Source organism: Bradyrhizobium sp. CCBAU 25338 (assembly GCF_028128965.1).
GTDB classification, from domain to species: Bacteria; Pseudomonadota; Alphaproteobacteria; order Rhizobiales; family Xanthobacteraceae; genus Bradyrhizobium; species Bradyrhizobium liaoningense.
Genome location: NZ_LFKY01000030.1, coordinates 105032 through 131421, shown reverse-complemented (window position 1 = coordinate 131421; position 26390 = coordinate 105032). Strand labels below are relative to the sequence as shown.

General features: G+C 64.6%; 20 protein-coding genes. 9 read left to right on the top strand and 11 right to left on the bottom strand.

Translation table 11 applies throughout. The features are described from left to right. Positions 1–191: 191 nt before the first annotated feature. A complete protein-coding gene (mutS, locus tag ACM42_RS11375) occupies positions 192–2930 on the top strand; it encodes a DNA mismatch repair protein MutS (RefSeq protein WP_271528015.1) in 2739 nt (912 codons plus the stop codon). Between the two features lie 109 nt (positions 2931–3039). On the opposite strand, the gene ACM42_RS11370 is transcribed toward mutS, so the two are convergent. From ACM42_RS11370 to ACM42_RS11360, 3 genes are all read right to left on the bottom strand, one after another. Next, positions 3040–4716, bottom strand: a complete 1677-nt coding sequence (locus ACM42_RS11370; protein ID WP_271528014.1) for a methyl-accepting chemotaxis protein — start codon at positions 4714–4716, stop codon at positions 3040–3042. A gap of 395 nt (positions 4717–5111) precedes the next feature. Next, on the bottom strand, positions 5112–5921 hold the full coding sequence (locus ACM42_RS11365; protein ID WP_271528013.1) for a hypothetical protein: 810 nt from the start codon (positions 5919–5921) through the stop codon (positions 5112–5114). Positions 5922–6073: 152 nt separating this feature from the next. Beyond that, complete coding sequence (locus ACM42_RS11360; RefSeq protein ID WP_028176830.1) at positions 6074–6583, bottom strand: OsmC family protein; 510 nt, start codon at positions 6581–6583, stop codon at positions 6074–6076. A gap of 248 nt (positions 6584–6831) precedes the next feature. On the opposite strand from ACM42_RS11360, the gene ACM42_RS11355 reads away from it, so the two are divergent. Then, positions 6832–9621: a [protein-PII] uridylyltransferase gene (locus ACM42_RS11355; RefSeq protein WP_271528012.1), complete on the top strand. Its 2790-nt coding sequence runs from the start codon at positions 6832–6834 to the stop codon at positions 9619–9621. A 164-nt stretch (positions 9622–9785) separates the two neighbouring features. Here the strand turns inward: ACM42_RS11355 and ACM42_RS11350 are convergent, their stop codons facing one another. Next, positions 9786–10316 (bottom strand): methylated-DNA--[protein]-cysteine S-methyltransferase, encoded by a 531-nt coding sequence (locus ACM42_RS11350; protein WP_271528011.1) that lies wholly within the window; start codon positions 10314–10316, stop codon positions 9786–9788. Between the two features lie 93 nt (positions 10317–10409). Between ACM42_RS11350 and ACM42_RS11345 the strand changes: the two genes are divergently transcribed. Then, positions 10410–10772: a DUF1304 domain-containing protein gene (locus tag ACM42_RS11345; RefSeq protein WP_271528010.1), complete on the top strand. Its 363-nt coding sequence runs from the start codon at positions 10410–10412 to the stop codon at positions 10770–10772. A gap of 134 nt (positions 10773–10906) precedes the next feature. Further along, positions 10907–12133, top strand: coding sequence for an ABC transporter substrate-binding protein (locus ACM42_RS11340; protein WP_271528009.1), 1227 nt, complete (start codon positions 10907–10909; stop codon positions 12131–12133). A gap of 168 nt (positions 12134–12301) precedes the next feature. Here ACM42_RS11340 and ACM42_RS11335 read toward each other — a convergent pair whose 3' ends face one another. Continuing rightward, entirely contained in the window at positions 12302–12727 is a 426-nt protein-coding gene (locus tag ACM42_RS11335) for a DUF1330 domain-containing protein (protein ID WP_028176834.1), read from the bottom strand. Between the two features lie 169 nt (positions 12728–12896). On the opposite strand from ACM42_RS11335, the gene ACM42_RS11330 reads away from it, so the two are divergent. Then, on the top strand, positions 12897–15110 hold the full coding sequence (locus ACM42_RS11330; RefSeq protein WP_271528008.1) for a transglycosylase domain-containing protein: 2214 nt from the start codon (positions 12897–12899) through the stop codon (positions 15108–15110). Between the two features lie 266 nt (positions 15111–15376). Then, on the top strand, positions 15377–16036 hold the full coding sequence (locus ACM42_RS11325) for a hypothetical protein (RefSeq protein ID WP_271528007.1): 660 nt from the start codon (positions 15377–15379) through the stop codon (positions 16034–16036). Positions 16037–16195: 159 nt separating this feature from the next. Here ACM42_RS11325 and ACM42_RS11320 read toward each other — a convergent pair whose 3' ends face one another. From ACM42_RS11320 to ACM42_RS11305, 4 genes are all read right to left on the bottom strand, one after another. Beyond that, complete coding sequence (locus ACM42_RS11320) at positions 16196–17035, bottom strand: M48 family metallopeptidase (RefSeq protein WP_271528006.1); 840 nt, start codon at positions 17033–17035, stop codon at positions 16196–16198. Between the two features lie 261 nt (positions 17036–17296). After that, positions 17297–18625, bottom strand: coding sequence for a polyhydroxyalkanoate depolymerase (locus tag ACM42_RS11315; protein ID WP_271528005.1), 1329 nt, complete (start codon positions 18623–18625; stop codon positions 17297–17299). A gap of 121 nt (positions 18626–18746) precedes the next feature. After that, the gene (locus tag ACM42_RS11310) at positions 18747–19565 is read right to left on the bottom strand and encodes an ABC transporter permease (protein ID WP_271528004.1); all 819 of its coding nucleotides are present in this window, start codon (positions 19563–19565) and stop codon (positions 18747–18749) included. 208 nt (positions 19566–19773) lie between these two features. After that, the gene (locus ACM42_RS11305; RefSeq protein WP_271528002.1) at positions 19774–20577 is read right to left on the bottom strand and encodes an ABC transporter ATP-binding protein; all 804 of its coding nucleotides are present in this window, start codon (positions 20575–20577) and stop codon (positions 19774–19776) included. Positions 20578–20685: 108 nt separating this feature from the next. Here ACM42_RS11305 and ACM42_RS11300 point away from each other — a divergent pair, with 108 nt between their 5' ends. The 3 genes from ACM42_RS11300 to ACM42_RS11290 all read left to right on the top strand — a co-directional run bounded on the left by ACM42_RS11300 (position 20686) and on the right by ACM42_RS11290 (position 24017). Beyond that, the gene (locus ACM42_RS11300; RefSeq protein ID WP_271528001.1) at positions 20686–22008 is read left to right on the top strand and encodes an ActS/PrrB/RegB family redox-sensitive histidine kinase; all 1323 of its coding nucleotides are present in this window, start codon (positions 20686–20688) and stop codon (positions 22006–22008) included. 102 nt (positions 22009–22110) lie between these two features. Beyond that, positions 22111–22665, top strand: coding sequence for an ActR/PrrA/RegA family redox response regulator transcription factor (locus tag ACM42_RS11295; protein WP_028176842.1), 555 nt, complete (start codon positions 22111–22113; stop codon positions 22663–22665). A 362-nt stretch (positions 22666–23027) separates the two neighbouring features. Then, entirely contained in the window at positions 23028–24017 is a 990-nt protein-coding gene (locus ACM42_RS11290; RefSeq protein WP_271527999.1) for a c-type cytochrome, read from the top strand. Between the two features lie 66 nt (positions 24018–24083). Here the strand turns inward: ACM42_RS11290 and ACM42_RS11285 are convergent, their stop codons facing one another. After that, on the bottom strand, positions 24084–24575 hold the full coding sequence (locus tag ACM42_RS11285; protein WP_271527998.1) for an MmcB family DNA repair protein: 492 nt from the start codon (positions 24573–24575) through the stop codon (positions 24084–24086). A 99-nt stretch (positions 24576–24674) separates the two neighbouring features. Further along, on the bottom strand, positions 24675–26276 hold the full coding sequence (locus ACM42_RS11280) for an alpha-amylase family glycosyl hydrolase (protein WP_271527997.1): 1602 nt from the start codon (positions 26274–26276) through the stop codon (positions 24675–24677). Between the last annotated feature and the right edge of the window lie 114 nt (positions 26277–26390).

Sequence of the window (26390 nt, the reverse complement as noted above, 5' to 3'; positions counted from 1 at the left end):
TCCGGCCAAATTCTTCAATGTCGGCGGAGTTTTAGGAGGGCGCTCGCGGCAGGTCAATTGACTGATGCGCGCGTGTTCCAAGGGGGCCGCACGCCGCAAGCGCATGCCACCGTGCGGACAACGTGGAAAACCTCGCCTCTCCGGCCAAAGCGATAGGAGCAGGTGCCGAAATTTTGTAGGTTGCGCCGCCCATGACGATGCAACAGCCGATACCTGTCCCGCCCCCCGAGAACACGCCCGCGCCGCAGGCCGAAGCCGCCGCGCGCGTCACGCCGATGATGGAACAGTACCTCGAGATCAAGGCGGCGCATCAGGGCTTGCTGCTGTTCTACCGGATGGGCGACTTTTACGAGCTGTTCTTCGAAGACGCGGAGATCGCCTCGAAAACGCTCGGCATCGTCTTGACCAAACGCGGCAAGCATCAGGGCGCGGATATCCCGATGTGCGGCGTGCCGGTCGAGCGCTCCGAGGATTATCTCCATCGTCTGATCTCGGCCGGCCACCGGGTCGCGGTCTGCGAGCAGACCGAGGATCCCGCTGCGGCCAAGGCGCGCGGCAACAAGAGCGTGGTGCGTCGCGGCGTGGTGCGGCTGGTGACGCCGGGCACGCTGACCGAGGACACGCTGCTCGACGCGCGCGCCAACAATTACCTGCTGGCGATTGCGCGGGCGCGGTCCTCCGCCGGCGGCGACCGCTTCGGCCTCGCCTGGATCGACATCTCGACCGCCGAGTTCATGGTGACGGAAGCTTCCGGCGGCGAGCTCGCCGCGACCCTGGCGCGGATCAATCCGAACGAGGCGATCGTCACCGACGCGCTCTACAACGACAGCGAGCTCGGACAGACCCTGCGCGAGCTGCCGGCGGTGACGCCGCTGACCCGCGACGTGTTCGACGGCGCGACCGCCGAGAAGCGGCTGTGCGACTACTTCGCCGTCGCGACCATGGACGGGCTCTCCCAGCTCACGCGCCTCGAGGCCACCGCCGCGGCCGCCGCCGTCACCTATGTCGACCGCACCCAGGTCGGCAAGCATCCGCCGCTGTCGCCGCCCTCGCGCGAGGCTTCCGGCGCGACCATGGCGATCGATCCAGCCACCCGCGCCAATCTCGAGCTGACGCGGACGCTGGCCGGCGAACGCCGCGGCTCGCTGCTCGACGCGATCGATTGCACGGTCACCTCGGCGGGTTCGCGTCTGCTGGCGCAGCGCCTGGCGGCGCCGCTGACCGATGCCCCGGCGATCGCCCGCCGGCTCGACGCGGTCAGCGCCTTCGTTGCCGATTCCGCGGCGCGCGAGGACATTCGCAGCATATTGCGCGGCGCGCCCGACATGTCGCGCGCATTGGCTCGGCTCTCGGTCGGCCGCGGCGGACCGCGCGACCTCGCCGGCATCCGCGACGGCATCATCGCCGCCGACCAGGTGCTGACGCGGCTCTCCGAACTGGATGCGCCGCCGCAGGAGATCACGGCGGTGATGGCGGCGCTGCAAAGGCCGTCGCGCGAGCTCGCATCCGAATTTGCCCGTGCGCTCGACGAGCAGCTGCCCCTGATCAAGCGCGACGGCGGCTTCGTTCGTCCGGGCTATGAGCCCGCCCTCGACGAGGCGCGGAACCTGCGCGACGCCTCACGCCTGGTGGTGGCCTCGATGCAGGCGCGCTACGCCGACGACACCGGCGTCAAGGCCCTGAAGATCCGGCATAACAATGTGCTCGGCTATTTCGTCGAGGTCACGGCCCAGCACGGCGACAAGCTGATGTCGCCGCCGCTGAACGCGACCTTCATCCATCGCCAGACGCTGGCAGGACAAGTCCGCTTCACCACCTCCGAGCTCGGCGAGATCGAAGCCAAGATCGCCAATGCGGGCGACCGCGCGCTCGGACTCGAGCTCGAGATCTTCGAGCGGCTCTGTGCGAAAGCGCTCGAGATCAGCGACGATCTGCGCGCTGCGGCGCAGGGCTTTGCGCTGCTGGACGTCGCGACATCGCTGGCCAAGCTCGCGGTCGACGAGAACTATGTGCGGCCCGAGGTCGATGGCTCGCTCAGCTTTGCGATCGAGGCCGGCCGCCATCCCGTTGTCGAGCAGGCCCTGAAGCGCAACGGCGAGCCGTTCATCGCCAATGCCTGCGACCTGTCGCCCGCGCCAGCGCAGAAGTCCGGCCAGCTCTGGCTGCTGACCGGCCCGAACATGGCCGGTAAATCGACCTTCCTGCGCCAGAACGCGCTGATCGCGCTGATGGCGCAGATCGGCAGCTTCGTGCCGGCCACGCGCGCGCGGATCGGCATCGTCGACCGCCTGTTCTCGCGCGTCGGCGCCGCCGACGACCTCGCCCGCGGCCGCTCCACCTTCATGGTGGAGATGGTCGAGACCGCGGCGATCCTGAACCAGGCCGGCGAGCGCTCGCTGGTCATTCTCGACGAGATCGGGCGTGGCACCGCGACCTTCGACGGCCTTTCGATCGCCTGGGCCGCGATCGAGCATCTGCACGAGAGCAATCGCTGCCGTACGCTGTTCGCCACGCATTATCACGAGCTGACCGCCCTCTCGGCCAAGCTGCCGCGGATGTTCAACGCGACCGTGCGCGTCAAGGAGTGGCAGGGCAACGTCGTGTTCCTGCACGAGGTGCTGCCGGGCTCGGCCGACCGCTCCTACGGCATCCAGGTGGCGAAACTCGCCGGCCTGCCGCCTGCGGTGATCTCACGCGCCAAATCCGTGCTCTCCAAGCTGGAGGCGCAGGACCGCGGGCAGACCGCGCGAGCCTTGGTGGACGACCTGCCGCTGTTCGCCGTGCCCTCGCGCGCCGCCGCGGAAGCCGCGCCGCCGAGCGAGGCCGAGTTGCTGATGGAGGCGGTGAAGGCGCTGCACCCCGACGAGATGTCGCCGCGCGAGGCGCTGGATGCGCTTTATGCGCTGAAGGCCAGGCTGCCGAAGCAGTGATGGTGCCGTAGCCCGGATGAGCGAAGCGACATCCGGGACGATTTTCCCCCGCATATCGCTCCGCTCATGCGGGCTACGATGCTTTCTGCGCCGAGAGAGAAACGCCTGGCTACGCCCTCGCCGCGATCGCCGCGGCTTCCGCGGCCGCGCGCTGCATGCTGGTCGACATCTCGTTCGTCACCGTGCTCTGCTCCTCGATCGCCGCGGCGGTCGAGGTGACGTATTCGCTGACATTGTTGATCGCCTGCTTGATCGAACCGAGCGCGCTGACGACGTCGCCGGAAATGCTGTTGAGGCTGCCGATCTCCTCGCCGATCTTGTCGGTGGCCTGCTTGGCCTGGTTGGCGAGGCTCTTGACTTCGGAGGCGACCACCGCGAAGCCGCGGCCAGCCTCGCCGGCGCGGGCCGACTCGATCGTGGCGTTGAGCGCGAGCAGGTTGATCTGCCCGGTGATGTTGTTGATCATCTCGACGATGCCGCTCATCGCCTGCGCAGCCTCGGTGAGGCGCTGGGCCTGCGCGTCGGCGGAGGAGACCTGCTCAACCGCGCTCATCGCGGTTTCGCGGGATTTGGTCATCGCCTCGGAGATCTCCCGCACCGAGGCGTTGAGCTCCTCCGAGCCGGCGGCGACCGATTCCATCATCCCGCGGACGCGCTCATTGCCCATGCGGACCAGCACCTGCCGCGTGGTGTCGGTGGCGTATTTCACCACCTTGAATGGCTTGCCATTGAGATCGAGGATCGGGTTGTACGAGGCCTGGATATAGACTTCCTTGCCGCCCTTGCCGATGCGCTTGTATTCGGCCGCCTGGTATTCGCCGCGATTGAGCGCGGCCCAGAACTCGCGATAGCCGGCTCCATCGCGCTCGCTGGGCTCGACGAACATGCTGTGATGCTTGCCCTTGATCTCGGCCAGCGAATAGCCGAGCGCGCCGAGGAAGTTGGCGTTGGCGGTGATGATCGTGCCGTCCATGTTGAACTCGATCACCGCCTGCGCCTTGTCGATGGCGGCGATCTGACCGGCGAGATCGGCATTCTTCAGCTTGTCCGCCGTGATGTCGGTGGCGAACTTGACGACGCCGAACGGCTTGCCGCTTTCGTCGAGCAGCGGATTGTAGGAAGCGAGGATCCACACCTCGCGGCCGCCCTTGCCGATGCGCTTAAACTCGCCGGCCTGGTAGTCGCCGCGGTTGAGCGCGGCCCAGAATTCTCGATAGGCCGAGCTGTTGCGCTCGGCTTCGGCCACGAACAGGCTGTGATGCTTGCCCTCGATCTCCGCCAGCGAATAGCCGAGCGCCTTGCAGAAGTTCTCGTTGGCCGTGACGACGGTGCCGTCGAGCTTGAATTCGATGACGGCCTGGGCGCGGCCGATGGCGGCGATCTTGGAGGTTTCGGTCATGCCGCGAATCTTCTTCGCGGTGATATCGGTCGCGATCTTCACGACCTTGACGGGCTTGCCGGCGTCGTCGAGCACCGGATTGTACGACGCCTCGATCCAGACCTCGCGGCCGCCCTTGGCGATCCGCTTGAATTCGGCGGCCTGGGGTTCGCCGCGACCGAGCTGCGCCCAGAACGCCTTGTATCCGTCACTATCACGCCGATCGGCCGGCACGAACATGGCGTGCTTCTTCCCCTTGATCTCGTCGAGGGAGTAGCCGAGCGCGTTGAGGAAGTTCTGGTTGGCCGTCAGGATCGTGCCATCCATCGCGAACTCGATCATGGCTTGCGAACGACCAATGGCCGCGAGCATTGCGTCGGCATCACCGCGGGACTTGCGACCAAACATCAGGAAATCTCCATCTCGAAATGGCGCCGATGGGCTATGCCCGTCGGGATCAAGGAACTGGCCGTGCGGCAGCGCTGCCGTATTCAAAAACCGGCGCCCCCGCAGATCCGATGACTTGCGTGCAGGTCCGTCGAAAATTCGCGCGGACAGCAACGGAAGCGAGTGCGCAGCCTGATTCTGTACGGGAAAAGCTCGAATAAAGTTCTAATTTTGCTGTCGGGAATTCGACGGGGCGGATGAGCGTGTCTAAGCGAGAGGTGCCGGAGCTCCGATCTGAGAAACACGACGAAACTTGAAATGATGTTTCTCATTCAATGGCTTGCGGAGACGCCTCGTCACTTGTGAGCGCGCCCGCATTGGCTTTTCGCGACGTCGCGTCGCGCATATCCGTAGTCTCACGGAACCGGCCGCGCCTTGCGTACCGCGCGCCGGCCAATTCCCCACAGCGTCAGGTTCCACACCACGCAGGTCCCGAGTGCGAAGCACAAGCCGACGGCGGAGCCGAACCCCACGACTGCAACGTGCAGAACTGCGATGGCCATGCCAAATCCGAGCAGGCCCCAGGCGGAATTGGCAAGCACGGCGGCGGTCGGCGGTCCCCCAATGCGCGGATGCAGGATCATCATGATGCTGGAGAACACCACGGGATAGAGCGCGATGATGCCGCTGATGCGAGGGCCGACCCAACTCGATGTCGAAACCACGATAGCGACGAGGGTCGCAACCAGCGCAGCCCGCATCGGGATGTCATACCAGCGGCGCGTCACCAGCGGCATTTTCACATGGCGATAGCCCGCCAAGAGCGGAATGCAGATGCCGAACGCGATCAGGTTGGCAGCAAGCCCCGCGGCGAGCGACCAGTCGAACTGGCGGATGATCGATGCAAGCACGATCCAGACCGCGACGGCGCTTCCACAACTCACCACCAGATTGTGCCGCTGCGACAGCACGACATAGGTGAGACACATGAAAATCGTCGCCGCATTGACCGGCAGGCTCGCCAGCGCACCCTGCGCGATGAAGGCGGCGTCATGATCGATCGCGAGGAAGACGTAGGAGGGACCGGCCGACACCGGCAGCGTCGCAACCAGCGCGCCGATCACAGGCCCTGCGCGTTCGGTGATGATCGACGCCGACACCACGAACGCCGCCGCGATCGCCATGCGCAACAGGAGGACGAGGATGAAATGGAGTTCGAGGGACATTCTGTCTGTCATTTCGGGGCGCGCGACGCGCGAGCCCGGAATCCAAGACCACAGGCCGTAGTGGTTTGAGAGCTGGAGCAACGACCGTTCGAGATCACGACGGCCTGGGCTTATGGACGATACCAGTTGCTGGGATGACGACCTGCGCCCTTTTACAACCGCTGCATCGACACCGAGACCTTCGGGCCGTTCTTGATGGTCTGATAGACCACGCAATAGCGCTCGGTGAGCTTGAGCAGGAGATCGAGCTTGTCCTGAGGCGCGTCGGTGTCGACCTCGAAGCGCAGGCGGATCTCGGCGAAGCCGACCGGAGTCTCCTTGTCGATGCCGAGCGTGCCGCGGAAGTCGAGATCGCCCTCGGCGTAGACGTTGCCGGTCTTGAGCGGCACCTCGATCGCGGTCGCAACCGATTTCAACGTGACGCCGGCACAGGCGACCAGGGCTTCGAGCAGCATGTCGCCGGAGCAGAGCTCGAGGCCGGAACCGCCAGTGCCCGGATGCAGGCCGGCCATCGCGATGGCACGGCCGGTCTCGACCTTGCAGGCAATGCCTTCGCCGTCGGTGGAGCCCTTGGCCTTCAGCGTGATCAGCGCGGCCTTGGGATCGGTCTTGTAGCGCTCCTTGATTGGGGCTTGCATCTGGCGCAGTTGGACGGCGTCCATCTTGTTCTCTCCCGGCATGTCGTTTCTCACGAGCGGTATAGAAGGCGGCCGGTTTCGTGTCAGCTCATGATTGATGGGATCTGCCATGAGCAACCGAAATCGAGCCAAAAACAAACGTATTTTCATGATGTTACGCTTGAATTCACCAGCAGCGCCACAGACTGTCCGATCTGCATGACCGAGCTCGTCGGTCGCTGGCTTGCGAATGTCTCGTGACAGCGCCTGTCACCTCTTATATCCGGAGAGACATGGACAGCATCGCGACTGAGCAGAAGGCCGGGGTGGACGATCGTTTCGACACCGCGCGGATCACCGCCGCGGTCGATGCGCTTGCCGAACAGTATCAGGGACGCGAGGACGCGTTCCGCACGGCGATGGCGCAATTGCTCAAGGCGGAACTTATCGCGGCGCGCGACGCCGCGCAGGCGATCCTCTTGAAGGACCGCCACGGGCGGCGCTGCGCCGAGCGGCTGTGCCACGTGCAGGACGAGATCATCCGCATCCTGTATTCGGCGGCGACGCGCCATCTCTACCGCTCGCCGATCCCGAGCGGCGCCGAGCGCATGGCGGTCGTGGCGACGGGCGGCTATGGCCGCGGCCTGATGGCGCCGGAATCGGACATCGATCTGCTCTTCATCCTGCCCTACAAGCAGACCGCCTGGGGCGAGCAGGTCGCCGAGGCGATCCTCTATTGCCTCTGGGACATGGGGCTGAAGGTCGGTCACGCCACCCGCTCGGTCGACGAATCGATCCGGCAGGCGCGCGGCGACATGACGATCCGCACTGCGATCCTGGAGACGCGCTTCCTCACCGGCGACAAGCCACTCTATGAGGAGTTGGTCGAGCGCTTCGACAAGGAAGTCGTGCAGGGCACCGCGTCGGAATTCGTCACCGCAAAGCTCGCCGAGCGCGAGGAGCGGCACCGCCGCGGCGGCCAGTCGCGCTATCTGGTCGAGCCCAATGTCAAGGACGGCAAGGGAGCCTTGCGCGACCTGCACACTCTGTTCTGGATCGCCAAATACGTCTACCGGGTGCGCGATACCCACGAGCTGGTCGCGCGCGGCGTGTTCGACGCGCAGGAATATCGCACCTTCCGCCGCTGCGCCGATTTCCTCTGGTCGGTGCGCTGCAATCTGCATTTCTACTCTGGCCGCGCCGAGGAGCGCCTGTCCTTCGACCTCCAGCGCGAGATCGCCATCCGCCTCGGCTACACCTCGCATCCCGGCATGCAGGACGTCGAGCGCTTCATGAAGCACTACTTCCTGGTCGCCAAGGAGGTCGGCAACCTCACCGCCATCCTCTGCGCCAAGCTCGAGGACCAGCAGGCCAAGCCCGCCCCGGTGCTGAGCCGGATGATGGCGCGCTTGCGACCGACCGCGGCGAAGCGGCGCGTCCCTGACAGCGACGACTTCATCGTCGACAACAACCGCATCAACGTCGCCGCGCCGGACGTGTTCAAGCACGATCCGGTCAACCTGATCCGCATCTTCCGCCTCGCGCAGAAGAACAACCTCGCTTTCCACCCGGATGCGATGCGAGACGTGACGCGCTCGCTCGGCCTGATCAACGCGGGCTTGCGCGAGAATCCCGAGGCCAACCGGCTGTTCATGGAGATCCTGACCTCCGACAACGCCGAGATCGTGCTGCGGCGGATGAACGAGACCGGCGTGCTCGGCCACTTCATCCGCGCTTTCGGCAAGATCGTCTCGATGATGCAGTTCAACATGTATCATCACTACACCGTCGACGAGCACCTGATCCGCTGCATCGGCTTCCTACAGGACATCGAGCGCGGCGGCATCGAGGAGTTCGCCCTCGCCAGCGATCTCATGCGCAAGAGCCGGCCCGAGCACCGCGCGGTGATCTACATCGCGACATTGCTGCACGACGTCGCCAAGGGCAGGCCCGAGGATCACTCGATCGCCGGTGCGAAGGTCGCCCGACGGCTGTGCCCGCGGCTCGGCTTCAGTCCTGCCGACACCGAGCTCGTGGCGTGGCTGATCGAGGAGCATCTGACGATGTCCACGGTCGCGCAGTCGCGCGACCTCTCGGATCGCAAGACCATCGAGAATTTCGCCGCCGTGGTGCAGTCGGTCGAGCAGATGAAGCTCTTGACCATCCTGACCACGGCCGACATCCGCGGCGTCGGCCCGGGCGTGTGGAACGGCTGGAAGGCGCAGCTCTTGCGCTCTCTATACTATGAGACGGAACCGGTGCTCACGGGTGGGTTCTCGGAGGTCGACCGGGGAAAACGTCTTGCGGCCGCGCACGCCGAATTCCGCATGGCCTTCGCCGAATGGCCGAAGGACGAGCTCGACGCCTATATCGCCCGGCACTATCCCGCCTACTGGCTCAAGGTCGAGCTGCCGCGCAAGATCCGCCACGCCCGCTTCGTCCGCTCCAGCGAGCAGGCCGGCCACAAGCTGGCGATCAATGTCGGCTTCGACGAGGTGCGCGGCGTCACCGAGCTGACGATCTTTGCCGCCGACCATCCCTGGCTGCTGTCGATCATCGCGGGCGCCTGTGCCTCGGCCGGCGCCAACATCGTCGATGCTCAGATCTACACCACGACCGACGGCCGCGCGCTCGACACGATCTCGATCTCCCGGGAATACGACCGCGACGAGGACGAGGGTCGGCGCGCCACGCGCATCGGCGAGATGATCGAAGACGTGCTGGAGGGCAAGCTGCGCCTGCCCGAAGCCGTGGCGCGGCGCACCGTACGCAGCAAGGCGAAGCCGTTCGTGATCGAGCCGGAAGTGACCATCAACAACCAGTGGTCCGACCGTTACACAGTGATCGAGGTCTCGGGCCTCGACCGGCCCGGCCTGCTCTACGAGCTGACCACGGCCATCTCCAAACTCAATCTCAACATCGCCTCGGCCCATGTCGCGACCTTCGGCGAGCGCGCGCGCGACGTGTTCTACGTCACCGACCTCCTGGGCGCCCAGATCAACGCGCCGACGCGGCAGGCCGCGATCAAGAGCGCGCTGACCCATGTGATGGCCGGCGACAAGGCGGTGCAGCCGGCTGCGTAGGCAGGCGGAAAGTCCCGCGCAAACGATCTCCTCTCGTCATTCCGGGATGGCCCGAAGGGCCAGGCCCGGAATCCATACCACAGCTGGTGGATATGGATTCTCAGGTGCGCAATCGCGCACCATAGCTCGCGCCACGCGCGCCCCGGAATGACGAATTGAGAGACCTAGACCTCCACCCCCTCATGCCGCAGCAGCCAGCGCTTGCGCTCCAGTCCGCCGCCGTACTTCACCAGCGAGCCATCCGCGCCGATCAGGCGGTGACAGGGCAGCACCACGCTGATCGGGTTGGAGCCGTTGGCATGGCCGACCGCACGAACGGCCTTGGGCATGCCGATCCTTGCGGCGAGCGCGCTGTAGCTCAGCGTGGTACCCGCCGGGATTTGCGCAAGCGCGGTCCAGACCTTTTGCTGGAACGGCGTGCCGGCGATGCGCCACGCGATGGCCGAGAGCTGGCCGAGTTCGCCTTCGAAATAGCCGGACAGCGCCGTCCGCATATCCGCGGGCGCAGGCTGATTACTCAGATCTACGGCACCGTAATGCAGGCGCAACAGCCCGAGCATGCGGTGCTCGTAATCCTCCCAGTCGAGCGCGCGCAAGTCGCCATCAACATCGGTGACAAGCAGCGCAGTCCCGATCGGCGTCGTCAGGCGGTCGAGGCCGAAGCGTTCAGGCGTCTTGATTGATCGAGCGGGCATCGCGGCACCAGGCAATCGAAACACACCCATCGCACTTGCCATGCCGGCCGTGCTAACGTCCACCCGAAAGCTGACGCTTTGGGGGAGCTGACCTTGATCCTGATCGCCAATGTGCTGGTGGCGCTGGTCGCGGCACTGCACGTTTTCTTCCTGATCCTGGAGATGTTTCTCTGGGACAGGCCGCTGGGCCTCAAAGTGTTTCGGAATACGCCGGAGAAGGCCGAGATCACGAAAGTGCTGGCCGCCAATCAGGGCCTCTATAACGGCTTCCTCGCTGCCGGCCTGCTCTGGGGCCTCGTGCACGGCAATCCCGTCTTCGCGCTCCAGATCAAGGCGTTCTTCCTGCTTTGCGTGATCGTAGCCGGCGTCTATGGCGCAGCGACCGTCAGCACGCGAATTCTGATGGTGCAGGCGCTGCCGGCGGCGGTCGCGCTGGTTGCGTTGTTCTTGGCCTGAGACGCTACGGCGCAGCGCGGCGATCCTTGCGCCGCGGCGAACCTTCCTCCACAATCTTCGGCAGCGATGGCGACCGTTGCAATCAACGGAGAAAGACCGTCGGCCGAAAATTCCGTCAGGAGGAACAACCCAAGATGAACAATCGCAGAGCCTTCATAGCTGCCGCGGCGGCGATCGCCTTCGCGGTCTCCGTCAGCCAGGCCCTCGCCCAGAAGAAATACGACACCGGCGCAAGCGACACCGAGATCAAGATCGGCCAGACCGTGCCGTTCTCCGGCGCCTATTCCGTCTACGCCAATATCGGCAAGACCCAGGCCGCCTACTTCAAGATGATCAACGATCAGGGCGGCATCAACGGCCGCAAGATCAACCTGATCCAGTATGACGACGCCTATTCGCCACCGAAGACCGTCGAGCAGGTGCGCAAGCTCGTCGAAGGCGACGAAGTGCTGTTCACCTTCCAGCTGATCGGCACCGCCGCGAATGCCGCCGTGCAGAAGTACCTCAACGGCAAGAAGGTCCCGCAACTCCTCGCCTCGACCGGCGCCGCGCGCTTCAACGATCCGCAGAACTATCCCTGGACCATCGCCTACAATCCCAACTACGTGTCCGAGGGGCGGATCTACGCCAAGTACATTCTCAAGGAGCATCCCAACGCCAAGATCGGCGTGCTCTACCAGAACGACGACATGGGCCGCGACTATCTGGCGGGGCTCAAGAGCGGCCTCGGCGACAAGGCCGCCAGCATGATCGTCGGCGAGGTCTCCTACGAGGTCACCGACCCGACCGTCGATTCCCAGGTGGTCAAGCTGAAGTCGATGGGGGTTGATCTGTTCTTCGACGCCTCGACGCCGAAATTCGCGGCGCAGGCGATCAAGAAGCTTGCCGATCTCGGCTGGACACCTGTGCACATCCTCGACATCAATGCGAGCCCGGTGTCGGCAACGCTGAAGCCGGCCGGCCTCGACATCTCCAAGGGCATCATCTCGACCAATTACGGCAAGGACCCGGGCGATCCCCAGTGGAAGGACGATCCGGGCGTGAAGGCCTTCTTCGCCTTCATGGACAAGTATTTCCCGGAGGGCGACAAGCTCAACACCATCAACACCTATGCCTATTCGGTGGCCGAGCTGCTGGTGCAGGTCTTGAAGCAATGCGGCGACGACCTGACGCGTGAGAACGTCATGAAGCAGGTCGCCAACATCAAGGGCTACACGCCGAGCCTGGCGCTGCCGGGTATCAAGATCAACACCGGCCCGAACGACTACCGCGTCAACAAGCAGATGCAGATGATGAAGTTCAACGGCGAACGCTGGGAGCTGTTCGGACCGATCATCGAGGACACGGGCCCGTCGGGTTAGGCCGCATCTGCCTCTGCGACGTCATGCCCGGGCTTGTCCCGCCTGCGCGGCCGAAGCCGCTTCGGCGAGGCGAAGGCCCGGGCATCCACGTTCTTGGGCCAAAGGGAAGCCGTGGATGGCCGGGTCAAGCCCGGCCATGACGATGGCGAGAGATTCGCCGCATGACATTCAGATAGGTATCTCGCCGAAATTCTTTCCCACCGGCAGGACGGCATGCCGGATCAGCCGCGAATCCTCCACCGCGGCCTGGCGGTGCTTCACCGCCTCGCGATAGACGGGATCGCGGATCATCTCGACGAAGGCCGCGACGCTGGGATATTCGGCGATGAAGCAATGGTCCCAGCGCTCCTCCTGCGGGCCGATCAGCATCAGCTCGAATTTGCCCTGCCAGACGATGCGGCCGCCGAGACGTTCGAACACCGGGCCGCTCTCACGGCCATAGGCCGCATAGGCCTCCGCGCCGCTCGCCTTGCGGCCGTCCGGATAGGCCGCCTCTTTCCGCAGGCGCACCAGATTGAGCATGTGGATCGGACCCGGGCGGTCGTTCTCCCGGAATTGCGCGAAGATCTCCTTGGTCGGATCGATGTGGCCCATGCGAGTTCCCTCTTTATTTATGCGGGCGATCCTAGCCCCGGCGCCAAGAGAGCGGAACTGCGGCGGGCGAATGCCCCACCTCCTAATCACGCGTTAACGTCAGGGGTAACCCGGCCTTAAACAGCGACCGCTAGCGTGCGGCGGGGCGGACTGACCGGGCGTATTGCGTATGGCGTGGGGAAAGAAAAAGGGTGCGCGGAAGGAGCCGCTGTTCGGCTTGCCCGCGGCGCTCGCCGATCTGCGCCTGACCGCTGCGGACCGCGTTCCCGGCGGCGACGACAAGCCGAAGAAATCTGCGAAGACATCCGCCAGGCGCAAGAGCGAGGATGCCGGCGACGAGCCGCCCCGCGAGCGGAAGGCACCTGCCAGCCGCAGCGGCGCCAAGCGCCGCTCGAAGTCGCGCGGCGGCTTCAGCCTCGGCCGCCTCGTCTATTGGGGCGCGGTGCTGAGCCTGTGGGGCGTCATCGCCGTGATTGCCGTCGTGGTCTATGTCGGCGCCCATCTGCCTCCGATCCAGTCGCTGGAGATTCCCAAGCGGCCGCCGACGATCCAGATCGTCGGCATGGACGGCAGCATGCTGGCGCAGCGCGGCGAGATGGCCGGCGCCAACATCGCGCTGAAGGACCTGCCGCCCTATCTGCCCAAGGCATTCATCGCCATCGAGGATCGCCGCTTCTATTCGCATTTCGGCATCGATCCCGTCGGCATCCTGCGGGCCCTCGTCACCAACGTGCTCCATCGCGGCGTGTCGCAGGGCGGTTCGACGCTGACGCAGCAGCTCGCGAAGAACCTGTTCCTGACCCAGGAACGCACCATACAGCGCAAGCTGCAGGAGGCAGAGCTCGCGATCTGGCTGGAGCGCAAGCACTCCAAGGACGAAATCCTGGAGCTCTATCTCAATCGCGTCTATTTCGGCTCCGGCGCCTACGGCGTCGAAGCCGCCGCGCAGAAATATTTCGGCAAGTCGGCGAAGAACGTCACGATTGCCGAAGCCGCGATGCTGGCCGGCCTCGTCAAGTCGCCATCGCGCCTTGCGCCGAACCGCAATCCGGAAGGCGCCGAGGCGCGCGCGCAAGTCGTGCTCGCGGCGATGGCGGACGCGAAATTCATCACCGACGCGCAGGCGAAGGCCTCGATCGGCCATCCCTCCTACAACGTGAAGCCGGCCGGCGCCGGCACGGTCAATTACGTCGCCGACTGGATCGGCGAGGTGCTGGACGACCTGGTCGGCCAGATCGACGAGAGCATCAAGGTCGAGACCACGATCGATCCGAAACTGCAGAGCGTGGCGGAAGCCGCGATCATCGATGAGCTCGCGGCCAAAAGCGTGAAGTTCAATGTCAGCCAGGGCGCGCTGGTGGCGATGACGCCCGATGGCGCGGTGCGCGCCATGGTCGGCGGGCGGAACTATTCCGACAGCCAGTACAACCGCGCGGTCACCGCCAAGCGCCAGCCGGGCTCCTCGTTCAAGCCGTTCGTGTACCTCACCGCGCTCGAGCAGGGGCTGACGCCCGACACGATGCGCCAGGACGCGCCGATCGAGGTCAAGGGCTGGAGACCCGAGAACTACACCCACGAATATTTCGGCGCGGTGACGCTGACGCAGGCGCTGGCGATGTCGCTCAACACGGTCGCGATCCGCCTCGGCCTCGAGGTCGGGCCGAAGAACGTGGTGCGCACCGCGCACCGGCTCGGCATCTCCTCCAAGCTCGAACCCAATGCCTCGATCGCGCTCGGCACCTCCGAGGTCTCCGTGGTCGAGCTGGTCGGCGCCTATGCGCCCTTCGCCAATGGCGGCCTCGCGGTGGCGCCGCACGTCGTGACGCGGATCAGGACGCTCGGCGGCAAGCTGCTCTACATGCGCCAGCCTGAAGAGCGCAATCAGGTCGTCGAGCCTCGCTATGTCGGCATGATGAATGCGATGATGCGGGAGACGCTGATATCAGGCACCGCCAAGAAGGCCGAGATTCCCGGCTGGCCGGCCGCCGGGAAGACCGGCACCAGCCAGGATTATCGCGACGCCTGGTTCATCGGCTACACCGCCAACCTCGTCACCGGCGTCTGGCTCGGCAACGACGACAACTCGCCGACCAAGAAGGCGACCGGCGGCGGCCTGCCGGTGGAAGTCTGGACGCGCTTCATGAAGGCTGCGCATGAGGGCGTGCCGGTGGCAAACCTGCCGAGTGCACCCGGCGGCTGGGGCTTGTCGAACCTCGCGCAGGCGGCCTCGCAAGTGTCGCCGCCGACAGCGGCAGCACCCGGACCGGCAGCGGCGAACAATGGCGGCTATCGCCCGCCACCGACGCGCGCCAATGTGCGGCCCGAGGCTGCGGCAGGACTCGATGGCTGGCTGATGGACCGGCTGTTTGGCGGGAATCGGTAGGCTCGGGCCTGAGGGCATCGAGGTCCTCAAACAAAAACTGCGAAAACAACCCCATGCACAGTAGCCGAGGATAACGAAATCAACGGCTTGCGCGGGCAGCGCAGAGCCCGAAGCGCGCGCTTCACCACTTCGGCAATTCCTGCCCAGCGCGGCAAGATCGACCGCGACCCACGCATGGCTGATGGGAAAAACACCAATCTCTTCAAGCACCCGTCTTCGGCCTGGGATTTGCTCTCATAGGTCGAGCAGGGACCTGGGAGTGTTCGATGATTTCAAATGTATCCGGTGCGGCGTTGCCTCATCTGCGGCCCGCATCAACGCCCGCGTCGAATGCGGCATCGGGTCTCCAACCGGTGGTACCGGACGCGACTGACGCTGCGACCAGCGGCTTCCGGATTGACGTCTCGCAAGTCAAGCCGTTGTCAGGTGCCAAGGTGATATCGGCGGCGGACAATCCCCACCTGCGCGACCTCCTGGCAACGAACTGGCTGAGGACTCACGACGCGAGTGCGACGCAACCCGTCGCCGCAGACAACGCACCGGAGAACACCTACGCTCAGGTCAAGGTTGACGGCAAGGTGGTCGCCACCCTGTACAACAGCGGGTCCTCGGTGATGACCAACCAGGCCGCGGCGAAGGTCGGCAAGCTCGAGGATCCTCCCGGCTCGAGCGGGCCGGACCTGGCGCAATGGCGGGCCGACAGATACGCCGAGCTGCTTGGCGGCACCGTCGAGAAGGCCTCCACGGCCATGACGCAATCGCAATGGACGCCGCGCGAGAGCAGGCCCACGACATATAGTCGCGAGCAACTCGACGCGGCGTTCCAGGCGATGGTGGCGGAGGGCCAGACGGCTGGCGCGCAGCAGCAATCAGCCTATCTGGCCTCACGCGCGCAGGCGGGAACGAGTGCGGATTTCAGTGCATGAGGGTGGTTTGAAGCCGCCCCGCTCTCTGCTGTCACTTACCGCGAAAGCGGGGCATCTAGTACAGCACCGCGCCCCGGCTCAACAACAACCGTCTCTGGAATACTGGGTCGTCCGGTCAAGCCGGACGACGACAGCGAGTGTTAGGCGGGTAGTGAGAGCCTACTCCTCGACCCCGTAGCGGTGCAGATCGTTGCCGTAGGTGTCGAGCCACTTCTTGGCGCGCTCCATCGAGGGACACACCTTGCCGCACACGCGCCAGAATCGCGCCGAGTGGTTCATCTCGACGAGATGAGCGACTTCGTGGGCGGCGAGATAGTCGAGCACGAAGGGCGGTGCGAGGATCAGGCGCCAGGAGAACGACAGCGAGCCGGCCGAGGTGCAGGATCCCCAGCGGCTGGACTGATCGCGGATCGAGAGCCGCTTGACCCTGACCCCAAGTTCGGCCGCGTAGGCTTCCGCCGAACGCTGCAGGTCGCGGCGGGCCTCGCGCTTGAGGAAGTCGCCGACGCGGCGGTCGACATGCTCGAGGCCGCCAGCGACGCAGAGAATGCGTTCACCGGACTCGCGCATCTCAGTCCACACCGTGCCGCGCGCGCCGGCGCGATGAACGATACGATGGGGCGTGCCGCGCAGCGGTATCACCGTGCCCGGCTGGAAGGGCGCGGCCTTCGGCAGGCGGCCGAGACGTGCGGCGATCCACGCACCGTGACGCTGTGCGAAATCCTTGGCTTCAGCGAGCGTGCCGCGTGGCGGCATGGTGAGGATGGCTTCGCGGTCGCTCGGATGAATTCTGAGCGTGTAGCGGCGCGCACGCCGATGCCGGCGCAGCCGAATCGCAAAAAATTGCGATCCGTGCGTGATGACGAGGGTCTTCGGTTCGTGGGGCCGACGATAAAGGAGTGCGCGAGTGGCCATGTCTGTCAGTCCGGGGAGCAGGAGTTCGCCCGGATTCTGCCATAACCGCCGCCAGGGAAAGCGCTCGGCGCAAAAACAAATCATTTGCCCAATATACAGCGGTCAGGAGCCCGGGAGACCCTACAGACTGGGGTTGGAACCGTCTTTTTTCGCCCCCGCTGGACGCATGCGACACCCCCAAGAGGTGAGGACAGACTCACTCCTATAAAGCTACCTAAATACCGCGAATCCGGCGGGAAATTACCCCCCGCCAGAGGCTCCGACAGGGCCGAAATTTCGACGGGAAAGCCGAAATTCGCGGCCAGTTCTTTACGCGAACCGGCCCCCACTTCGCTCGAAAACGCTCTATTCGGCCGCGAGAGCCTGTAACGAGCTCGGATTCGCAGCCGAAACCATGAAGTCGTGAATCCGCGGCACGATCTCCGACTTGAAACGCGATCCGTTGAACACGCCGTAATGTCCGACGCCCTTCTGGACGTAATGAACGCGACGATGATCGGGGATCGAGCTGCACAAACCGTGTGTTGCTTCCGTCTGACCGAGGCCGGAGATGTCGTCGTTCTCGCCTTCGACCGTCATCAACGCGACGCGCTTGACCTTGGACGGTTCGACGCGGGTTCCACGATGAGTCATCTCGCCCTTCGGCAGCGAGTGCTTCACGAACACGGTGTCGACGGTCTGCAGGTAATACTCGGCCGAGAGATCCATCACCGCGAGATATTCGTCATAGAAGTCGCGATGCTTGTCGACGAGATCGCCGTCGCCCTTCACCAGATTGGCAAACAGCTGCTTGTGCGCATCCATGTGCCGATCGAGATTCATGCTGATGAAGCCGTTCAGCTGCAGGAATCCAGGATAGACGTCGCGCATCATGCCCGGATGCGGGAACGGCACCTTGGTGATGACGTGGTTGCGGAACCAGTCGATGCCGCGCTCCTGGGCGAGGTTGTTCACCGCGGTCGGATTGCGGCGGGTGTCGATCGGCCCGCCCATCAGCGTCATCGACGTCGGCACGAACGGATCGCGCCGCGCCTCCATGATCGAGACGGCCGCGACGACGGGCACGGAGGGCTGGCACACCGCCATGACATGGGTGTTGCCGCCGAGGACGTGCAGCATCTCGATGACATAGTCGATGTAGTCGTCGAGATCGAAGCGGCCTTCACTCAAGGGGACCATGCGGGCATCGGCCCAATCGGTGATGTAGACCTCATGCGCCGGCAGGAAGGCCTCGACGGTGCCGCGCAGAAGCGTCGCATAATGGCCGGACATCGGGGCCACGATCAGCACGCGCGGCTGCGGGCTACGCAGCGGGCGGGTGAATTTGCGATCGAAATAGAGCAGCCTGCAGAACGGCTTTTCCCAGACCGAGCGGATCTCGACGGGGACGCGGATGCCGTTGACCTCGGTGTCGTCGAGACCCCATTCCGGCTTGCCGTAGCGGCGCGTGGTGCGCTCGAACAATTCGCAGGCCGCGGCGACCGACTTGCCGACCTCGGTGCGCGCCCAGGGGTTGAGGGGATTCTGAAACAGCAGCTTGGTCGCGTCGGTGACCGCACGTGCCGGATTGAGAGAGGCATGAGCCATCTCGTACATCCAGTACATCGGCGTCGTCAGGACCGGACTGCCTTCTGCCGCCAGCGGCGGCGCGCCGCCGAACTCACCAATGGGCATCGCTATATTCCTCTTCGCATCGCAACATACTGCCGAATGCGTAATATTGCGTCAATGCATGGTTCCGTACATCTACGTAGCCGAAGCGGCCAAACCAGCCTGAATCCACGGGAAAGTGACGTTATTCGCCGCCTGCCAGCAGCGAGCCGTGCTTTCTGGCGCTGCGCAAAAGGGCAAGGAATGCCCCAAAAGATGCAACCAGAAGCACCCCGTTGATGGCCAACGCAGCCAGCATCAGGTCGGTCCTGAAGGTGCGCTCGATCAACAGGGCCCGCATTCCCTCGAACACGTAGGTCGGCGGCAACGCCCAGGCGACGTATTGCAACCAGACCGGCAGCACGCTGACGGGATAGTAGACGCAGGCGAGCGGCATGACCGCGAACATCAGGGTCCAGACGATGCTTTCGGCGCCAAGGCCGTTTCGCAGCACCAGACCCGAGACGAAGATGCCGACCGACCAGCTCGTGAAGATCAGATTGCAGAAGAAGGCGATCAGCGGCAGGCCGAGGGCATAGACGTTGAAGTGAAACAGGAACAGCGCGAGCAGCGTCATCGGGATGACGCCGATCGCGAGCCGGATCAGGCTCATGACCATCAGCGACAGCAGAAACTCGATCGGCTTGAGCGGGCTCATCATGAGATTGCCGAGGTTGCGCGCCCACATCTCTTCCAGGAACGAGATGGAGTAGCCGAGCTGCCCCCGGAACAGGATGTCCCAGAGGATGACGGCGCCGATCAGCGTGCCGCCGGCGCGCGCGAAGAAACTGGCGTTCTCGGCGATGTAGAGCTGGAGGAAGCCCCAGGTGATGACCTGCAGCGCCGGCCAGTACAGCAGCTCGAGCAGCCGCGGCCAGGACGACAGCAGGAGATACCAGTAGCGCAGGATCATCGCGCCGATGCGATGGACGGAGATGCCGCGATGGAGGGAGAGCTCGGTCATCGCACCCTCGCGTAGCCCGGATGAATCCTGTCATCCCGGGGCGCGACATAGTCGCGAGCCCGGGATCCATAACCACAGGATTGAGTTTGGCGAAGACTGGGTCTCGGCCCATAACCGCCGCTTGTGGTTATGGATTCCGGGCTCGCGCTCCGCGCGCCCCGGAATGACGGTAATCCATCATGGCTGCGGTCGAGACGTGAGACCTCCCTCATCGCGCCGGCTCCTTCGCGCCATTCACCCGGCCACGCGCGACGTCCAGAAACACCTCTTCCAGGGTGGTGCGGTTGTAGCGGGCCATGATCGCTTCCGGCGCGCCGTCGTCCTCGATGCGGCCGCGCTTCATGATGATGACGCGGTCGCAGAGCCGTTCGACCTCGAGCATGTTGTGCGACGCCAGGAGAATGGTGGCGCCGTTGTCCCGGCGGTAGCGTTCCAGGTGCGCGCGCACCCAGTCGGCGGTATCCGGGTCGAGCGAGGCGGTCGGCTCGTCCAGGAGCAGCAGCTCGGGCTGGTTGATCAGCGCCTTCGCCAGCGCGACGCGGGTCTTCTGACCGGCCGAGAGCTTGCCGTTGGCGCGGTCGATGAATTCGGTGAGGTCGAGATCCTCGGCGAGCTTCGCGATGCGGTCAGAGAGATTCTTCACCGCATAAAGCTTGCCGAACACGGTGAGGTTCTGCCGCACCGTGAGCCGCATCGGCATGTCGACATAGGGACTCTCGAAATTCATCCGGCCCAGCACGGCCGCGCTCTCCTCGGGCATGCGATGCCCCAGCACCTGCACGCGGCCGGAGGTCGGCAGCACCAGGCCCATGATCATCGCGATGGTCGTGGTCTTGCCGGCGCCGTTGCCGCCGAGAAGGCCGGTGATGCTGCCGCGCGGAAGCGAAAAGGAGATATCGTCGACGGCGCGGGTCTGCTTGTAGACCTTGACGAGGTGATCGACCGCGATTGCCGCGGACGAGCTGCGATCCGCGACAGTCGGCCGACTTGAAGCCTTGTCATTCTCGGTCATGCTGGCCGTTCTTCTGCTATTGCAGCCGATAGCGCAAGGCTTGTAATGCCTGCGTGGTTCCGCGAGCCCAGCGTTTGTGATCGAGAAAGCACCAGCACATTGTCCGATATGAACGAAATTGCCGCTTCCGACTTCCGCCACGCGCAGCGGCACATCCGGTTGGACACGATCCTGCGGCTGCGCTGGCTCGCGGTGCTGGGCCAGCTCGCCGCAATCTTCATCGTGGCACAGGGGCTGGAGTTCAACGTCGAGATCGTCCCCTGTGTCAGCATCATCGCTTTGTCGGCGGCGCTCAATCTGGCGCTTCAGACCGCGGCCAATCCGATGCAGCGACTGGAGCCGATGCAGGCGGCCGGGCTGCTCGCGCTGAACATCGTGGAGCTGGCTGGCCTTTTGTTCTTCACCGGCGGCCTGCAGAACCCGTTCTCGTTCCTGTTCCTCGCGCCCGTGCTGATCTCGGCCACCGCGCTGCCGGCCCGTTTCACCTTCGGCCTCGGCCTGCTCGCGGTCGCCTGCGCTTCGCTCCTGTTCTACTTCCATTTTCCGCTGCCGTGGGATTCCGACGATCCGCTGGTGCTGCCGCCGATCTATCTCGTCGGCGTCTGGCTCTCGATCGCGCTCGCGATCGGCGTCACCAGCCTCTACTCGTTCCAGGTCACCGAGGAGGCGCGCAAGCTCGCGGACGCACTGGCCGCGACCGAGCTGGTGCTGACGCGCGAGCAGCATCTGACCCAGCTCGACGGACTCGCCGCCGCCGCCGCGCACGAGCTCGGCACCCCGCTCGCGACGATCTTCCTGATCTCGCGCGAACTGGAAAAGACGGTGAAGGATCCAAGCTTTGCCGCCGACCTGAAGACCTTGCGCGAGCAGACCCAGCGCTGCCGCGACATCCTCAGCAAGATCACCCAGCTCTCCTCCACCGGCGCGCCGTTCGACCGCATGAAGCTGTCGGAGCTGATCGAGGAGGTGGTGGCGCCGCACCGCGATTTCGGCGTCGAGATCAAGGTGCGGATCGCGGTGGCCGTCGCGGCCGAGCCGGTCGGCTCGCGCAATCCGGCGATCCTCTACGGCATCGGCAACATCGTCGAGAACGCGGTCGATTTCGCCCGCACCACCGTCGAGGTGAACGCATGGTGGAACAAGGACACTATCGAGCTCGTGATCTCCGACGACGGACCGGGCATTCCGCCCGACATCCTCAACCGGATCGGCGAGCCCTATCTGTCGCGGCGCCGTACCCAGGACGATGGCGGCGGCGGACGACGCGGCCTCGGCCTCGGTGTGTTCATCGCGCGTACCTTGCTGGAACGCACCGGCGCCAAGGTCTCGTTTACCAATCGGACCTTTCCGGAACACGGCGCAGTGGTCCAGATCTCATGGCCCAGGCAGCGTTTTGAGGCTATCGAGACGCACGAAGAAACAATAGGATAGCCGCGACCTTGCGTCGCACAACAGGGCCGATCGACTATCGGCGACCTTGGCACCGCGTGATTGCGAGGCCATATGTCGATGCGCTGGAGAGAGGACAAAACCTTGAACGCCATTGCCGAACTGAACGAACAGAGCGACCGCTCGCTTCTCATCGTGGAAGACGACAAGCCGTTTCTGGAGCGGCTGTCGCGCGCCATGGAAACGCGTGGCTTCTCGGTGACATCGTGCGACACCGTCTCGGACGGACTTGCGCAGATCGGCAAGTCGGCGCCGGCATTCGCGGTGGTGGATTTGCGGCTCGGCGACGGCAACGGCCTCGACGTGGTCTCGGCGCTGAAGAAGAAGCGCCCCGATGCACGCGCGATCGTGCTGACCGGCTATGGCAACATCGCCACTGCCGTTACCGCGGTGAAGATGGGCGCGATCGATTACCTCTCCAAGCCCGCGGATGCCGACGACGTCGTCGCGGCACTGCTGTCGACCAGCGCGGAGAAATCCGAGCTGCCGACCAACCCGATGTCGGCCGATCGCGTGCGCTGGGAGCACATCCAGCGCATCTACGAGATGTGCAACCGCAACGTCTCGGAAACGGCGCGCCGGCTCAACATGCACCGTCGCACGCTGCAGCGCATTCTGGCCAAGCGCGCGCCGAGATAGTCTCGGCGTTCACTCTTGAGAACGCAGATCTCCGGCCTCTGAGGCTGAGGCGGGGATGCCTGGCGTGGTCAAGGCGTTGCCGTTGATCCGGGATGGTCGTTTCCGCGGAGGTAATCGGCGGCAGCGAAAGCCGGGTCAGCTGCGGATTTCGCAACTCGACGGACGCCGCCCCCATGACTCACATGCCGAAGTCGGTCGGCCCCTGAACGCGCCCGGCCTGACGTCCCAGCGTAGTGTCGGTAAACCCGGGTGTTGGCCTCGCGAGTTCGTTGAACCCGGCGTTAACCTCGGACGGCCGATCATAGTGCCGACCTGGCGCATCGAATTGGCGCATCGAATATCCACCTGATGTCGAGAGATCGATGGTTCACCCTACACCGCTTCTTGCTTTGCTTTGCTTCTGGACGGTGCGCGCGGTGGCCGTCGCTGTCATCGCCGTAGCCGCGCCGGCCGCGGTGCGAGCGCAGCAGGTATCCGCTCCAGTCTGGACGGTGCCGGAAATCGGCGCGCTGCCTGATGACGCTCATGGCCGGCTCGTGCGGCGCGGGCGCGACCTCATCACTGCGACCTATGCCCATATCGGGCCGGAGGTGCCGGATCCAGCCAAGCGTTATGCCGGCAACAATCTCGCCTGCAGCAACTGCCATCTCGAAGCCGGTACGAAAAAATTCGGCTTGCCGATCTTCGGATTGGTCGAGCTCTTCCCGCAATACAGCGCCCGGCTCGGCGCCGAGATCACGATTGAGGACCGAGTGAACTCGTGCATGACGCGCAGCATGAATGGCCGCGCGCTGCCACTCGAGAGTCCGGAAATGCAAGCCATCGTGGCTTACATCAAATTTCTGTCGTCCGGCGTGCCAGCCGGCAAGGCATTGTCAGGACTCGGCGCCGGATCGATGCCTGAGCTCGATCGGGCGGCCGACCCGGTTCGCGGCAAGGCGATCTATGCGAAGGCTTGTCTTTCCTGTCACAATGAGGACGGCTCCGGAATACGCCGCAGCGTGCCGAGCGTCGATCTCGGCTACATGGTGCCGCCGCTCTGGGGCCCGGATAGTTTCAATGATGGCGCCGGCATGGCGCGGTTGATTACCGCGGCGAACTTCGTGCACTTCAACATGCCGCACGGGACGGACTATCTGAATCCGCAGCTCACGGTCGAGCAGGCATGGGATGTGGCTGCTTATATGATCTCTCAACCGCGTCCGAAAAAGGCCGGTCTCGACAAGGACTATCCAGACCTTTCGACCAAGCCGGTCGATGCGCCTTACGGACCGTACGCCGACGGCTTCGATCAGCAGCAGCATATGTACGGACCTTTCGGTCCGATCCGGGCGGCGCACGCCAAAAAGTAGTCCCGGCGGAAGGGAAACCGGCGACCTCGCATCACGAGGAGACCGGATCACGCCGCGCTTCGCCGCCTATTCCCAGAAATCCGCGTGGCCCTGCGGGTCGACCAGCCGGTTGATCCGCAAGGCTGCCGCCATCGCGAACCGCACGGTCATCTGCTTGCGCGTCGGTGCTGCCATCTTGTGCTCGGGCGCCTCGCAATGCAGATGCGCGCCATAGGCGTCGGCGATGATCAGGCCGGTGCCATCAGGGAAGATCTCGCACGGCAGATCCTGCGTGAAGGCGAAGAACAGCCGGTCGCAATGGGCGCGGTATTCGTGCCATTTCTGGTCGGCGCGCAGATCCTCCACCGATGATTTGATCTCGACGATCCAGATCTCGCCGCGCTCATTGAGCGCCACCAGATCGGCACGGCGGCCCGACGGCAGCGGCAATTCGCTGATGCAGGAGAAGCCGAGCGAACGTAACAGCCGCGCCGTGCCGCGCGCGATGGCGAGCGCGGTCTCAGACTGGCGACGGTCCGGCGGCGGCACGAGGGCGATGTTGCGAGCGGTGTTGTCCATGGAGGGAGAATAGCCGATTCCGGTCGTGTGCACACGGCCCGATAGAGGTAAGTCGCGGCCGCATTTTCCACTGCCGTGCCGCGTTTGCGGGGACGACAGTCAGGCGGGCGGCGCCACCACGACGCCCTCGTTGCCGCGCAAATTCAGCACGCCTTCGGTCCCCTCACCTTCGCGATCCAGAAACGTCGACAGCAATATCTCGCTGCCGAATCGGATCGCGCTGGTGGTCACAGCGACCGGCTCGGGCCCGAGATTGAGCGCTACGATGACCGCCCTGCCGCCGGCGTCGCGGCGGTAGATCAGAAGATCGCCTTGCGCCGAGATCGGGTGGTAGTCGCCCGCGATCAACGGGGGGCAGTTCCTCCGCAGGGCGATCAGGCCCTTGTAGAGATTGAGGATCGAGCGCGGATCGGCTTCGAGATTGGCGACATTCTCGCGGATATGATCCTCCGGCAGCGGAAGCCACGGCCTCACCTGCGAAAAACCGGAGAAGCTCGACGAATCCCATTGCATCGGCGTGCGGCAGCCATCGCGGCCGACGCCGATGCCGGGCACGTTCTTCTCGAATGGATCGCGCACGTCCTCCGGCGCGATCGCGAGCTGGTGCATGCCGATCTCGTCGCCGTAGTAAAGCGTCGGAGTGCCGCGCAGCGTCAGCAGCAGCATGGCCGCGACGCGGGCCTGCTCGGGACCGACGCGGCTCGCCACGCGCGGCCGATCATGATTGCCGAGCACCCAGTTCGGCCAGGCGCCCTTCGGCAGCGCCTTCTCGTAGTCCTCGATGATCTTCTCGATCGAGCGTGCGCTCCAGAACGTCGAGAGCAGCGCGAAATTGAACGGCATCTGCGCGCCGGTGAGATCGTTGCCGTAATAGGCCATGAGGCGGTGCAGCGGCAGATAGATCTCGCCGATCAAGACGCGGGCGCCGTAAGTATCCGTGACGCGCCGCATCTCGGCGATCACGTCATGCACTTCCGGCTGGTCGGTCGAGTACTGCGTCAGGATCTTCTCGTTGGGCGGCCGGCCCTCGACATAGTGCGGGTTGGGCGGGTTGTCGCGGAATTCGGCGTCCTTGATCAGGTGCCAGATCACGTCGACACGAAAGCCGTCGACACCCTTGTCGAGCCAGAACCGCATCACATCATAGATCGCGGCGCGGACATCCGGATTGCGCCAGTTCAGGTCCGGCTGCCGGGCGAGGAAGGCGTGGTAGTAATATTGACCCGTGGCCTCGTCGAATTGCCACGCGCTGCCGCCGAACTCGGACAGCCAGTTGTTGGGCACGCCGCCATCGGGGGCCGGATCGCGCCAGATGTACCAGTCGCGCCTGGGATTGTCGCGCGACGACCGGCTCTCGATGAACCAGGGATGCTGGTCCGAAGTGTGGTTCGGCACGAGATCGAGGATCAGCTTCAGGCCATTGTCATGGGCGGTCGCGAGCAACGCATCGAAATCGGCCATCGTGCCGAACAGCGGTTCGATGCCGGTATAGTCGGAGATGTCGTAGCCGAAATCCGCCATCGGCGAGGGAAAGATCGGCGACAGCCAGATCGCGTCGACGCCGAGCGATTTGACGTAAGGCAGCCGCCTGAGGATGCCGGCGAGATCGCCGACGCCGTCGCCATCGGAGTCCTGAAACGAGCGCGGATAGATCTGATAGAAGATGCCGTCGCGCCACCAATTCTCGTTGCCTTGAGCCATGCCGAAGACCACCCAAAATCTGCGCCTTGCGCGGGAGAGCGCGACAGCATCGCCCCGGTTCAGATTGGCAGGCCAATTGGGACGGCCGTGTGACGAGAACCGCGGCTGTTCCCG

Excerpts from the sequence above, each read along its gene's own strand:
- mutS (WP_271528015.1), top strand. The coding sequence starts at position 192 with ATGACGATGCAACAGCCGATACCTGTCCCGCCCCCCGAGAACACGCCC.
- ACM42_RS11370 (WP_271528014.1), bottom strand. The coding sequence starts at position 4,716 with ATGTTTGGTCGCAAGTCCCGCGGTGATGCCGACGCAATGCTCGCGGCC.
- ACM42_RS11365 (WP_271528013.1), bottom strand. The coding sequence starts at position 5,921 with ATGTCCCTCGAACTCCATTTCATCCTCGTCCTCCTGTTGCGCATGGCG.
- ACM42_RS11360 (WP_028176830.1), bottom strand. The coding sequence starts at position 6,583 with ATGGACGCCGTCCAACTGCGCCAGATGCAAGCCCCAATCAAGGAGCGC.
- ACM42_RS11355 (WP_271528012.1), top strand. The coding sequence starts at position 6,832 with ATGGACAGCATCGCGACTGAGCAGAAGGCCGGGGTGGACGATCGTTTC.
- ACM42_RS11350 (WP_271528011.1), bottom strand. The coding sequence starts at position 10,316 with ATGCCCGCTCGATCAATCAAGACGCCTGAACGCTTCGGCCTCGACCGC.
- ACM42_RS11340 (WP_271528009.1), top strand. The coding sequence starts at position 10,907 with ATGAACAATCGCAGAGCCTTCATAGCTGCCGCGGCGGCGATCGCCTTC.
- ACM42_RS11335 (WP_028176834.1), bottom strand. The coding sequence starts at position 12,727 with ATGGGCCACATCGATCCGACCAAGGAGATCTTCGCGCAATTCCGGGAG.
- ACM42_RS11330 (WP_271528008.1), top strand. The coding sequence starts at position 12,897 with ATGGCGTGGGGAAAGAAAAAGGGTGCGCGGAAGGAGCCGCTGTTCGGC.
- ACM42_RS11325 (WP_271528007.1), top strand. The coding sequence starts at position 15,377 with ATGATTTCAAATGTATCCGGTGCGGCGTTGCCTCATCTGCGGCCCGCA.
- ACM42_RS11320 (WP_271528006.1), bottom strand. The coding sequence starts at position 17,035 with ATGATTTGTTTTTGCGCCGAGCGCTTTCCCTGGCGGCGGTTATGGCAG.
- ACM42_RS11315 (WP_271528005.1), bottom strand. The coding sequence starts at position 18,625 with ATGCCCATTGGTGAGTTCGGCGGCGCGCCGCCGCTGGCGGCAGAAGGC.
- ACM42_RS11310 (WP_271528004.1), bottom strand. The coding sequence starts at position 19,565 with ATGACCGAGCTCTCCCTCCATCGCGGCATCTCCGTCCATCGCATCGGC.
- ACM42_RS11305 (WP_271528002.1), bottom strand. The coding sequence starts at position 20,577 with ATGACCGAGAATGACAAGGCTTCAAGTCGGCCGACTGTCGCGGATCGC.
- ACM42_RS11300 (WP_271528001.1), top strand. The coding sequence starts at position 20,686 with ATGAACGAAATTGCCGCTTCCGACTTCCGCCACGCGCAGCGGCACATC.
- ACM42_RS11290 (WP_271527999.1), top strand. The coding sequence starts at position 23,028 with ATGGTTCACCCTACACCGCTTCTTGCTTTGCTTTGCTTCTGGACGGTG.
- ACM42_RS11285 (WP_271527998.1), bottom strand. The coding sequence starts at position 24,575 with ATGGACAACACCGCTCGCAACATCGCCCTCGTGCCGCCGCCGGACCGT.
- ACM42_RS11280 (WP_271527997.1), bottom strand. The coding sequence starts at position 26,276 with ATGGCTCAAGGCAACGAGAATTGGTGGCGCGACGGCATCTTCTATCAG.